Genomic DNA, 11707 nt, shown 5'->3' with positions numbered 1-11707 from the left:
TTCTCAGCATCCGGATCAGTAGGCAGGAAGCACAAAGGCACGTCGTCCCTATAAAACGAATGCAGACCGGAAAAATTAGCGAATGAGAAGAACTGTCAGGCGGGAGGCAGAGCGGGGATTTCTCGGGCACCACAAATCAAAGGTGGGAGCGAGCCTGCTCGCGAAAGCGGTATGTCAGGCAATGAAAATGCTGACTGTTGCGACGCTTTCGCGAGCAGGCTCGCTCCCACAGGTTATAAGGTGTTCAGGCAGTCGCGACCATGGCGTGGCGGCGATGATGCACATCGAGCTGATCCTTGATCACCTTGAGCACTTTGGCTTCATGCTCATGAATAAAGAAGTGCCCGCCGGCGAGCATGTCCACCGAGAAACTGCCGCGGGTTTCCTTGCTCCAGCCGATCAATTGCTCAGTGGTGGCACGATCAGCCTTGCCGCCGAGCACATGCACCGGGCAGTTGAGCAGCGGTCGCGCCAGCGGCTCGAACTTGCCGCACAGTTGAAAATCCGCGCGCAGGATCGGCAAGGTCAGGCTCATCAGCTCTTCGTTGGCCAGCACTTCCTCGCTGGTGCCATTGAGCGTGCGCAGTTGTTCGATCAACTCGGCGTCGGTCTTGGGGTCGGCAAAGCCGCGATCGTAATCGGCACGCAGGGTCGGCGCCGCCGTGCCGGAAGCGAACAGCGCCACCGGTTCCGGGCAACCCAGCGCACGCAGGGCGTGCGCCATTTCGCAGGCCAGCAACGCGCCCAGGCTGTGGCCGAACAGCGCATAAGGGGCGTTGAGTGTCGGGCGCAATTCCTTGGCCAGCTGCATCGCCAGCCCACGCATGTCGGTGTGCAGCGGCTCACCAAAACGTGCGCCACGTCCCGGCAGCTCAACCGGTTGCAAGTGTAGCCACTGCGGCAGTTTCGGCCGCCAGCGGCTGTAGACCATGGCACTGGCGCCGGAATACGGCAGGCACAGCAGGGTCAGCTTGGTCACCACGCTTTCCTCGAAAAATTCATCTGTAGAGAGAGACGGATCCCACGCCGGGTAAATTAGTCATCGACCAGTAAATTCCCCCAACAGGCGCTCGTTAACTGTTCAGGCCAAAACCAATAATGAGGGATCACCGTGGACCTGCAGAGCATCCTGGGCAAACTGTTCGCCAATGCCGGCGCCGTCGGCATCGAAGGCGTTTTTCAATTCGTGTTTGGTCCGCAGCAGGCCTACTGGTCCGAGGTCAAGGCCAGCAGCCGCACCGTGCCCGGACGCCACGCCAGCCCGGACGTGACCATTGAAGTCGCCGAGCGCGATTTCCTCGGGATCATGAGCGGCATGGCCAACGTCGAAGAGCTGTTCGCCAGCGGGCGCCTGAAGATCGGCGGCAACATGGGCCTGGCAACGATGCTGCCGCAGATCATCGAACATGCGATGCACGGTCGCGCCGTGGCGGAAAAAGTCGACATGAACAAGCGCTACCCGACCCCGCCACGCTTCAGTGAAAAACTCACCGCCAGCCTGCCGACCCAAAGCAGCATCGAACGCCTTTCCCGCAGTGATCTGTCGGTCGCCGAATTCAAAAGCCGCTACCTGCCCAATGGCATTCCGGTGGTGGTCAGCAATGCGCTGCACGACTGGCCACTGTTCAAGCTCAGCCGTGAAGAATCGCTGGTGCATTTCGCCGAGCTGCAAGGCATCACCCGCCATGGCGACTACGTGAAGAAGACCTTCTCCACCGAACGTGATTTTCGCTCCACGTCGATGGCCGACTTCATCGCCTCGCTGGATCAACCGGCGGTCAAGGGTGCGAATGGCGAACCACCCGCCTACATGGGCAACAACATCCTGCCGGCGCAGTTGATGCAACAGATCAAATACCCGGCCTACTTCGACGCCTCGTTATTCATCCCGCCGCGTATCTGGATCGGGCCGAAAGGCACGTTGACGCCGTTGCATCGTGACGACACCGACAACCTCTTCGCGCAGGTCTGGGGGCAGAAGAAATTCACCCTCGCTGCGCCGCATCATCGTGAAGCCTTGGGCACCTGGTCGACGGCGCCCAAGGGCGGTCTGGATGGTTGTGATTTCAACCCCGATGCGCCGGACTACGAGCGCTTCCCCGCTGCTCGGGACGTGACCTTCCTGCGCGTAACGCTGGAGGCTGGGGATTTGCTGTTTTTGCCGGAGGGCTGGTTCCATCAGGTGGAATCGGTGTCGACTTCACTGTCAGTGAATTTCTGGGTCAACTCGGGACGGGGCTGGTAACACTGCAAATCCTGTGGGAGCGAGCCTGCTCGCGAAAGCTATTTCACATTCAATCTGAATGTTGCCTGACACACCGCTTTCGCGAGCAGGCTCGCTCCCACAATGGTGATTTCATTTCAGATGGCGGTAACTCTGTATCGCCGAGCCCAGCACCACCGCCCCGGCCGCGATCGCCAGCCAGAATCCGCTGCGCGCTCCGAAGGCATCGACCAGCGCGCCGGCGCCAGCAGCACCCACCGCCACGCCGATACTCAAACCGGTCACCAGCCAGGTCAACCCTTCGGTGAGTTTGGCCGCTGGCACAATGCGTTCAATCAACGCCATCGCCACAATCAGCGTCGGCGAGAAGAACAACCCGGCAACGAACACGGCCAGCGACAAGCCAAAAATATTGCTCGCCAGCAACAGCGGTAACGTCGTCACCGCCGTCGCCACGCCGCCGTACAGGAACAACTGCGGCAATGGCAATTTCGAACGCATTGCCCCGAAAGCGATGCCGGCCAGGCACGAGCCGATGGCGTACACGGACAGCACGATGCTCGCCGCCGCCGGTTGCCCCTGTTGTTGGGCAAACGCGACGCTGACCACATCGATGACACCGACGATAACGCCCATGGCGATCATCAGCGCCAGCAGTAACTGAACGTCAGTCGAACCAATGATCGAGCCTTGATGTTCGCACGCATGCGGGTGCACCGGCGGCTCGGTGCTGCGCTGGGCGACGAACGCCGTCACGCCGATCGCCAGCGCCAGCAAAGCCGCCAGCGGCCCGGCCTCGGGAAACACCGCCACGCACAAGCCCACCGACAGCGGCGGACCGACAATAAAGCAGACCTCATCAAGCACCGATTCCAGCGCATACGCGGTCTGTAATTGCGGCTGACCGCGATAGATCTCGGTCCAGCGTGCGCGCACCATCGCCGACATGCTCGGCATGCAACCAGCCAGTGCGGCGAAGATGAACAGCGTCCAGTTCGGCGCCTGTAACCGCGTGCACAGCAGCAACATCAGCAGTGCGCCGCCGCCGATCAACGCCGATACCGGCAGAATCCGCCCTTGACCGAAACGGTCCACCAGCCTTGAAACCTGCGGAGCACAAAACGCCGTGGCGAGGGCAAATGTCGCCGCCACGCCACCAGCCAAAGCGTAGCCACCCTTCAACTGAGAAAGCATGGTGATCACGCCGATGCCGGTCATGGAGATCGGCATGCGCGCGATCATCCCGGCCAGCACAAAATTTCGTGCGCCGGGGGCGTTGAACAATTCGCGGTAGGGGTTTGCCATAGACTGCGGCCTCATCAAGGGCCGCCAAGTTGCCATAGGGTCGGATGTCGGGGAAGCGGGGAATTGTTGGTGGAATGTGAAGGCCCTTTCGCGAGCAGGCTCGCTCCCACACTGAATCAGCGGTGTACACAAATCCCCTGTGGGAGCGAGCCTGCTCGCGAAAGCGTCTACGAAATCACCACAGCCCTTTCTGCCGAATGAACTCTCAGCGTCAGCCGCCGGTCAGCTAAATAAGCCCTCACTCAAGGCGCGCCACCGCATGCACATCTCCCTCACCGGACAAGTAGCCCTGATCACCGGCGCCAGCTCCGGCATCGGCCACGCGGCCGCCAAAGCCCTGGCCGCAGCCGGCGCGGCGGTGGTCATCAACTACAACCGCCAGGCAGAACCGGCCGAAGCACTGGCCCGGCAGATCACTGCTGACGGTGGCCAAGCCATCGCCATCGGCGCCGATGTGTCGAAAGAAGACGAGGTTGAACGGCTGTTCGCTGCGGCCATCGATGCCTTCGGCTCGCTGGACATTCTGATCGCCAATTCCGGGATGCAAAAAGACGCCGCCGCCGTGGACATGACCCTCGACGACTGGAACGCGGTGATCGGCGTCAACCTCACCGGCCAGTTTCTCTGCGCCCGCGCCGCCCTGCGGATCTTCAATCGCCAGGGCATTCGCGAAGGCGTGTCCCGCGCGGCCGGCAAGATCATCCACATGAGTTCGGTGCACCAGCGCATTCCCTGGGCCGGGCACGTCAATTACGCCGCATCCAAGGGTGGCGTCGATCAGTTGATGCAGACGCTCGCGCAGGAAGTCAGCCACCAACGCATCCGCATCAACGGCATCGCCCCGGGAGCCATTCGCACGGCAATCAATCAACAAGCCACCGAAGGCGCGGCCGCTGAAAAGCTGCTGGAACTGATTCCCTATGGCCGCATCGGCGAGGTCGAAGACGTTGCCAACGCGGTGGTTTTCCTCGCCTCGGATGCCTCTGATTACATCGTTGGCACCACCCTGTTCATCGACGGCGGCATGAGCCTCTATCCGGAGTTTCGCGGCAATGGCTGAGCATCACCAGGAACGACAAAGCGCCATCGATGCCCACGGCATCATCGGCGACATGCGCAGTGCGGCGCTGATCAACGACCGAGGCAGCGTGGATTTTTTCTGCTGGCCGGAGTTCGACAGCCCGTCGATTTTCTGCTCGCTGCTGGATACTCCCGACGCGGGGATTTTCCAGTTGGCCCCGGACTTGCCCGACGCGCGCCGCGAGCAGATTTACCTGCCTGACACCAACGTCCTGCAAACCCGCTGGCTGAGTGAGCGGGCGGTGGTGGAAGTGACCGATCTGCTGCCCATCGGAGACAGTGACGACACACTGCCGCTACTGATGCGGCGGGTTCGCGTCGTGAGCGGCTCGGCGACTTTCACGATGCGCTGCGCCGTGCGCCACGATTACGCACGAGCCGACACCCGAGCACAGATGGATCAACAAGACGTGACGTTCAGCGCTGCTGGCCAACCGTCATTGCGCCTGGCTTCGGACCAGCCGATGCAGATTGACGCGCAAGCGGCGGTGGCGAAATTCACGCTCAAACAAGATGAAACGGCAGCGTTCATGCTCGGTGCCACCGATGATCCACGATTCGCCGAAGGCGCCGGACACTTGTGCATGGAACGCACCCTGAAGTTCTGGCGCGACTGGATCGGTCAGTCGATTTACCGCGGACGCTGGCGCGAAATGGTCAACCGCTCGGCACTGGCGCTCAAGCTGCTGACCTCGCGCAAACACGGCGCGATTCTCGCCGCCGCTACCTTCGGGCTCCCGGAAACACCGGGCGGCGAGCGCAACTGGGATTATCGCTACACCTGGATCCGCGACGCCTCGTTCACGGTGTACGCGTTCATGCGCCTGGGTTTCGTCGGCGAAGCCAACGCCTATATGGGCTGGCTGCGCGGACGGGTCAGCGATTGCCACGGGCAACCGATGAAACTGAATATTCTGTACGCCATCGACGGACAACAGGAATTGCCGGAAACCGAACTTGATCACCTGTCGGGACACGGCGGCGCGAAACCGGTGCGCATCGGCAATGGCGCGTACGACCAGATCCAGCTCGACATCTTCGGCGAGCTGATGGACGCGGTGTATCTGGTCAACAAATATGGTGACGCGATTTCCCACGAGGGCTGGAAACACGTGCGCGAAGTCGTCGATCAAGTTTGTGAGACGTGGCAGACCAAGGATGTAGGCATTTGGGAGATGCGCGGTGAACAGCACCACTTTCTGCACTCGCGGTTGATGTGCTGGGTAGCGCTGGACCGGGCGATTCGTTTGGCCTCGAAACGCTCGCTGCCCGCACCGTTCGCGCAGTGGGACCAGACCCGGCAGGCGATCTACGCCGATATCTGGGACAACTTCTGGAACGAAGAACGCGGGCATTTCGTTCAGTACAAGGGCGGCACCGCACTGGATGGCTCGATGTTGCTGATGCCGTTGGTGCGTTTCGTCAGCGCCAAGGATCCGCGCTGGCTCTCGACCCTCGAAGCCATCGAAAAGACCTTGGTCCGTGATGGGATGGTTTATCGCTACCGCAATGACGACAGCAATATCGATGGCCTGGCCGGCACCGAAGGCGCGTTTGCGGCGTGTTCGTTCTGGTACGTCGAATGCCTGGCCCGCGCCGGGCAGGTGGAAAAAGCGCATCTGGAGTTTGAACAATTGCTCAGGTACGCCAACCCGCTGGGGTTGTACGCCGAGGAGTTCGACAGCCATGGCCGGCATTTGGGTAACACGCCGCAAGCGCTGACGCATCTGGCGTTGATCAGTGCGGCGAGCTTTCTGGATCGACGTTTGAGCGGGGAAAAGAGTGAGTGGCAGCCTTGATGTCGTCCGGTTCTTCGTCAGCGTCTGTCAGATAAATCGTACTTTAAACGCCATTTGTAGGAAGCCGGACTACACACCACACTCATAACCCAGCGCCGAATTTCGGCGCTGCCCCCTGCACCGGTTACCTGCGGCGACACTTTGTGTAAATCAATGCCTGCAAAAAACTCACAAACGCCACGCAAAGCCACCCTCGTAACTTGCACTTACACCCCGAAATACCTTGTTGCCAGCCGTTACATCCGCCCCTACCATCCACCGCAACGGGCACAGCGGAGCTGTCCAATAAAACCCGAATTCAAGGAACCAGAATGTCTCAGCACGTCCAGCGCACCATCGATACGCCCCTTCGCAGCGGCCTGACCCGCACCCAACTCTGGGAAGCCGCGGACAAAGGCCTGATCAAATGCTGGGAAATCGGCCGCCAGCGCGCAATCCGCTTCCCCGACCTCGCACAAAAATGCCTCGCCGACGAACTGCCGGTGCTCGGCTGGAAAGGTGGTGTGAGCCGCAGCCTGAAGAAAAACGAAAAGTACGGCTCGCTGAAGTACCTCGCTCAGTGGCAAGGCTTGCGTGGCGAGAATCTGGATATCGATTTGACTGCGGAGCGCTCGCTGACCTGTTCGCGGACGAAGATGGTGGTGACGTTCACCCCGGATCGGACCAAGTATTTCAATCAGGTGGCGGAAGCCGAGGCTAAAGAAAACTAGAATCAAACAAAACAAATAATTTCAGGATTAGGTAACTATGAATGCACCAGAGTACGAACAAACAATCGCAATATTTATTGACATCCTAGGATCAAAGAACACAACAGGTTTTGAAGAGAAATACAACATCCATACCATTTTTCACAACTCGATCTTGGACAATCAAGATCGTGAAAGCTCAAAAGGCTATGTAGCCTATACGCGAAAACTGTACAGCTTCTCGGATTGCACGTTCATATTTTACAAATACAAACCTGGCATTACTGACAACCGAAAAGACATCAATAAACTATTTCAAGTAGCATTATTCAACAGCTCAAACATTGTTTTAGAGCTATTCAACGCCGGTTACATTGTCAGAGGAGGAATTACTTGCGGTGACGTATTTTTTGACGATATGAGTTTTTTTGGCCCTGCAGTCGACCGTGCTTACGAACTCGAATCAAAAAAAGCCGTGACACCGAGAATCCTTATAGACCCAATGTTCGGCGCCAACTTATTGGAGCATGAAAACAAAATTTACTCTGAAGTTTTTGGAGAGACCAGCCCCCATTACGGACACCTACCCAAAAGAAGCTACATCCCATCCATTTCAATTAGAGATGGAGAAGACTTCATACTGAACCCTCTATATATTCTTGAAATGGAAGGTGAAATACCATGGGGAGACGGCACAATCTCTCATCAAAACCTGACAAACAAGCTATTACAAAAAGTCAACTCACAAATTCCCGACTATCCTTGGGATCATAAAGTTCGACCAAAGCTTGAGTGGATGAAACAATACTTGGAAAAATCCCAAATCAGCCTAATACGTAAAATTTAGAAACTAGCACACTCATGATCTGATAGAAATTCAGCAGTTGGACACCACCCCAAACGCACCATGAGAGTCACAATGAAATTCAACCCATCAACCGCAATCCTTTCAATAGAGTCATGCTTCAGAGAAGCCAACAATGCCTTCTTAAATTATTGCTATAAGCACCATCACAATCCAGATAATGAGTACAACATTATTGCCTGCCGATTCGTGGACAAAGCATTTATTCAAATGCTCAATTTACTAGAGCAACTTCAATTAATCAGCGAGCACAAAATCGTAGAGGCAATGTACCAAAAAGCAAAAACCGGGAATTTAACGGAAAACAAACTAGGCCACGAAGAACCTTACCTAGTATGGATTGAAAATTTACAAATGCACTTGGACATAATCATCGAAAGCTACGGCATACATAGCCAACACCGGACGAAGCTTTTCAAACTCAAAAAAATGATAAGTCGTACTCTCTACCCAATTTGCGACCCCAAAAATTACGAAACCCCTCCTCAAAAAGAGGCAGATGTACATGAGCGAATTGAATCAATACTTAAATGTCACTACCCTAAACTAAAACGAAAGCCCAGAATAAACAAACCCATCAAAAGCTTCGAACCCGACTCCGGCATCCCCTCAATAAAAACCCTTATCGAATATAAGTTCGTCAACGACATATCTGATGTAAAACGCATTGCCGACGAAATCCTTGCCGATACGAGAGGCTACGTCTCATCGGATTGGAAAAATTTTCTTTTTGTCATTTACGAAACGCGTCGAATCAAATCTGAAGATGAATGGAACAACCTCTTGCGTGACTGTGAACTCGGCAGCAACTACGAGGCTTTGGTATTACATGGAGATACCAACTAGAAAAAATCATAGGAAGTACTTTCCCAAGGAGTCGAAGGGGGGGGTCAAACCTTTGAAAAATTCGTCACACCACCGACCGAAAACCGCTCCCGATAAGCCTGCGGCGTTACGCCAATAGCGCGCAGGAAACTGCGCCGTAGCGTTTCTTCGCTCCCAAACCCGCAATTGGCCGCGATGCGTTTGACTGGCAGGCCAGTGTCGCTGAGCAGGCGCCGCGCCGTCTCGACGCGGATCAGTTCGATCGCTCGCGCCGGGGTCTGCCCCGTGTCGGCTCGGTAGTGGCGGACGAAACTGCGTTCGCTCATGCCCGCCTGCTCGGCGAGGGTCGGAATGCCGAGGTCGCAGGTAAGGTTCTCGGCGATCCACGCGTGCAGCTCATCAAAACGATTGCCTTTATTCTGCAACGACAAGGTGACGCTGAACTGCGATTGTCCGCCCGGGCGCTTAAGGAACACCACCAGATGCCGGGCGACGTCCAAAGCAATGTCGCTGCCCAGGTCCTCTTCAACCATCGCCAAGGCCAGATCGATGCCAGCGGTGACACCCGCCGAGGTCCACACCGGGCCGTCGTTGATGAAAATCGGATTCGCCTCAACGTGCAGATTCGGATGCTGCTGCGCCAGTTGCTCGCAGCGAGTCCAGTGGGTAACCACGCGTCGACCGTCGAGCCAGCCGCTGGCCGCCAATAGAAAAGCACCAGTACACACTGACGCCACGCGTCGACACTTGCCGCAGTGCTCGCGCACCCAACCCACCAGCAGCACATCTTCAGCCGCCGGATAAATGCCCCAACCACCGGCGATGATCAACGTATCGCTGGGCGCTTCAGGCAACGGCTCGGCCAACACCGCCAGACCCGCCGACGACATCACCGCCCCGCCACCGCTTGCGATCACGCTCGGCGCATAAGGGATCGGCAAGCCGCGCTGACGGGCGATGTCGTTGGCAGAAGCGAATACTTGCAACGGCCCGGTGACGTCGAGGATCTGCATGTTGGCAAACGCGAGTACGTGGATGGCTTTGGGCATTTGGCGTAATTCGTGGGGTAATTGGCGTATGCGCCAGAACCTACGCGCCTACAGTGAAGCCGTCCACCCTTTTTCATGGAGCAAGAACGATGACGTTGCAGATCGGTTTTCTGTTGTTTCCACAGGTTCAGCAACTTGACCTGACCGGCCCTTACGACGTGCTCGCCTCGTTGCCGGGCGTGCAGGTACATCTGATCTGGAAGGATTTGATGCCGGTCACTGCCAGCACCGGCCTGTTGTTGAAACCGACCACGACGTTCGCGGATTGCCCGTGTCTGGATGTGATCTGCATTCCCGGTGGCGGCGGTGTCGGGCCGTTGATGGAAGACGCGCAGACACTGGATTTCATCAAACGCCAGGCCCTTCAGGCGAAGTATGTGACATCGGTGTGCACCGGTTCGCTGGTCCTCGGCGCAGCGGGTTTGCTGCAAGGCAAACGCGCGACTACGCATTGGGCGTATCACGATCTGCTGCCGACGCTGGGCGCGATCGCGGTGAAGGATCGGGTGGTGCGTGACGGTAATCTGTTTACCGGTGGCGGGATTACGGCGGGGATCGATTTTGCCTTGGTGCTGGCTGAAGAGTTGGTGGGGGCCGACGCGGCGCAACTGATCCAGTTGCAGTTGGAATATGCCCCGGCGCCGCCGTTCAACGCGGGCACCCCGGAGACTGCGCCGGGTGCGATTGTCGATGAAGCACGTTTGCGTGCCGCGCCATCGCTGAAGCTGCGCACGGAAATCACCGAACGTGCTGCGGCGAAACTTAACTTGCGCTGATCCCAAGCGCTACACAAATCCCATGTGGGAGCGAGCCTGCTCGCGAAGACGGCGGATCAGTCGACATCAATGTTGTCTGTCCGACCGCTTTCGCGAGCAGGCTCGCTCCCACATGGGATTTGTGTGTGGCGAGGGTTTGTTTGCCGTCCCCACATTCCGCCACAGCTTCACTTGTCCCCACGCCCCCACCCGTGTAGAAAGCCCTTCCACAAATTTGCACAGGGACTTTCGATGAAGGCTTTGCCATGGCTCTATCTGGCGCTTCTCAGCCTCGGTTACGGATGGGCGCTAAGCTACGGCCACCTCGGCTGGCTGGCTTTGATTTCCGTTGGATTGCTGGTGTTCGCAGGCTTTGCCGTGCGCCAGCAACAGGTGCCGGTCGCACGTTTTCTCGGCCATGGCCTGTTCATCGTGCTGGCCTTGGCGCTGGCTCTGCACTGGCTGCCGGGCTTCGCCAACGGTCGCGCCATTGATCCGCAACGCTTCACAGACAACGCCGTGCCGTTCGCGATGTACCTGAATCTTGATAAACCGCTGATTGGTTTCTGGCTGCTGCTGGTGTGCCCATGGATTGTCGGGCGACGTTCGTATCGCCTGAGCGTGTACGCCACCGCCCTCGCCCTGACTTTGAGCGCGATTCTCGCCCTCGGCGGCGCGCTATTGCTGGGTGTGATCAGTTGGGCACCGAAGTGGCCCGATCAAGCGTGGCTGTGGGTGCTCAATAATCTGCTGCTGGTGACCTTGGTCGAAGAAGCGCTGTTTCGCGGCTATATACAGGGCGGCCTCAGCCAGCGCCTCAAACACCTGCCTTACGGTGAAAACCTCGCCCTGCTGCTGGCCTCGCTGCTGTTTGGTCTGGTGCACGCCGGCGCGGGCTGGACCTGGGTGTTGCTGGCAGGCCTGGCGGGGGTCGGCTATGGTCTGGCCTACCGTTTTGGCGGGCTCGGCGCGGCGATCGCCACGCATTTCGGCCTGAACCTGCTGCATTTCGGCCTGTTCACCTATCCGATGCTCGCCGGCTGAAGCAAGCGCCGTTTTGCGACGCTGTGCTGATTATTGAAAAAAAATTTCAATAAAAAGCTGTCACCGCCGACA

11 protein-coding genes are annotated in these 11707 nt (G+C 57.7%); 8 read left to right on the top strand and 3 right to left on the bottom strand.

Annotated elements, in window-relative coordinates:
• Positions 1-244 precede the first annotated feature (244 nt).
• Complete coding sequence (locus tag CCX46_RS09965; RefSeq protein WP_127926536.1) at positions 245-982, bottom strand: thioesterase II family protein; 738 nt, start codon at positions 980-982, stop codon at positions 245-247.
• 129 nt (positions 983-1111) lie between these two features.
• On the opposite strand from CCX46_RS09965, the gene CCX46_RS09960 reads away from it, so the two are divergent.
• Positions 1112-2245, top strand: a complete 1134-nt coding sequence (locus CCX46_RS09960; protein WP_127926535.1) for a cupin-like domain-containing protein — start codon at positions 1112-1114, stop codon at positions 2243-2245.
• A gap of 111 nt (positions 2246-2356) precedes the next feature.
• Here the strand turns inward: CCX46_RS09960 and CCX46_RS09955 are convergent, their stop codons facing one another.
• Positions 2357-3529, bottom strand: a complete 1173-nt coding sequence (locus CCX46_RS09955; RefSeq protein ID WP_127926534.1) for an MFS transporter — start codon at positions 3527-3529, stop codon at positions 2357-2359.
• A gap of 259 nt (positions 3530-3788) precedes the next feature.
• Between CCX46_RS09955 and CCX46_RS09950 the strand changes: the two genes are divergently transcribed.
• The 5 genes from CCX46_RS09950 to CCX46_RS09930 all read left to right on the top strand — a co-directional run bounded on the left by CCX46_RS09950 (position 3789) and on the right by CCX46_RS09930 (position 8808).
• Entirely contained in the window at positions 3789-4589 is an 801-nt protein-coding gene (locus CCX46_RS09950; RefSeq protein WP_127926533.1) for a glucose 1-dehydrogenase, read from the top strand.
• Positions 4582-6408 (top strand): glycoside hydrolase family 15 protein, encoded by a 1827-nt coding sequence (locus tag CCX46_RS09945; RefSeq protein WP_127926532.1) that lies wholly within the window; start codon positions 4582-4584, stop codon positions 6406-6408. The genes CCX46_RS09950 and CCX46_RS09945 overlap by 8 nt, the downstream gene beginning before the upstream one ends.
• 311 nt (positions 6409-6719) lie before the next feature.
• Complete coding sequence (locus tag CCX46_RS09940) at positions 6720-7118, top strand: hypothetical protein (RefSeq protein ID WP_127926531.1); 399 nt, start codon at positions 6720-6722, stop codon at positions 7116-7118.
• A gap of 37 nt (positions 7119-7155) precedes the next feature.
• Positions 7156-7944: a hypothetical protein gene (locus tag CCX46_RS09935; RefSeq protein WP_127926530.1), complete on the top strand. Its 789-nt coding sequence runs from the start codon at positions 7156-7158 to the stop codon at positions 7942-7944.
• 72 nt (positions 7945-8016) lie between these two features.
• On the top strand, positions 8017-8808 hold the full coding sequence (locus tag CCX46_RS09930; RefSeq protein ID WP_127926529.1) for a PD-(D/E)XK nuclease domain-containing protein: 792 nt from the start codon (positions 8017-8019) through the stop codon (positions 8806-8808).
• Between the two features lie 44 nt (positions 8809-8852).
• Here CCX46_RS09930 and CCX46_RS09925 read toward each other — a convergent pair whose 3' ends face one another.
• Complete coding sequence (locus tag CCX46_RS09925) at positions 8853-9836, bottom strand: GlxA family transcriptional regulator (protein WP_127926528.1); 984 nt, start codon at positions 9834-9836, stop codon at positions 8853-8855.
• Positions 9837-9925: 89 nt separating this feature from the next.
• Here CCX46_RS09925 and inhA point away from each other — a divergent pair, with 89 nt between their 5' ends.
• Both inhA and CCX46_RS09910 read left to right on the top strand, forming a co-directional pair.
• Positions 9926-10612 (top strand): isonitrile hydratase, encoded by a 687-nt coding sequence (inhA, locus tag CCX46_RS09920; protein ID WP_127926527.1) that lies wholly within the window; start codon positions 9926-9928, stop codon positions 10610-10612.
• A 231-nt stretch (positions 10613-10843) separates the two neighbouring features.
• Positions 10844-11635, top strand: a complete 792-nt coding sequence (locus CCX46_RS09910; protein WP_127926525.1) for a CPBP family intramembrane glutamic endopeptidase — start codon at positions 10844-10846, stop codon at positions 11633-11635.
• Positions 11636-11707 lie beyond the last annotated feature (72 nt).

Origin of the sequence: Pseudomonas sp. RU47 (assembly GCF_004011755.1) — a bacterium.
GTDB lineage: Bacteria > Pseudomonadota > Gammaproteobacteria > Pseudomonadales > Pseudomonadaceae > Aquipseudomonas.
The sequence above is the reverse complement of the archived record's forward strand: the minus strand, read 5'-3'. Positions and strand labels throughout refer to the sequence as shown.

Bases quoted from the DNA above. Each gene is read 5' to 3' on its own strand.
- CCX46_RS09910 (WP_127926525.1), top strand. From the start codon at position 10,844: ATGAAGGCTTTGCCATGGCTCTATCTGGCGCTTCTCAGCCTCGGTTAC.
- CCX46_RS09930 (WP_127926529.1), top strand. From the start codon at position 8,017: ATGAAATTCAACCCATCAACCGCAATCCTTTCAATAGAGTCATGCTTC.
- CCX46_RS09950 (WP_127926533.1), top strand. From the start codon at position 3,789: ATGCACATCTCCCTCACCGGACAAGTAGCCCTGATCACCGGCGCCAGC.
- CCX46_RS09940 (WP_127926531.1), top strand. From the start codon at position 6,720: ATGTCTCAGCACGTCCAGCGCACCATCGATACGCCCCTTCGCAGCGGC.
- CCX46_RS09925 (WP_127926528.1), bottom strand. From the start codon at position 9,836: ATGCCCAAAGCCATCCACGTACTCGCGTTTGCCAACATGCAGATCCTC.
- CCX46_RS09945 (WP_127926532.1), top strand. From the start codon at position 4,582: ATGGCTGAGCATCACCAGGAACGACAAAGCGCCATCGATGCCCACGGC.
- CCX46_RS09955 (WP_127926534.1), bottom strand. From the start codon at position 3,529: ATGGCAAACCCCTACCGCGAATTGTTCAACGCCCCCGGCGCACGAAAT.
- CCX46_RS09935 (WP_127926530.1), top strand. From the start codon at position 7,156: ATGAATGCACCAGAGTACGAACAAACAATCGCAATATTTATTGACATC.
- inhA (WP_127926527.1), top strand. From the start codon at position 9,926: ATGACGTTGCAGATCGGTTTTCTGTTGTTTCCACAGGTTCAGCAACTT.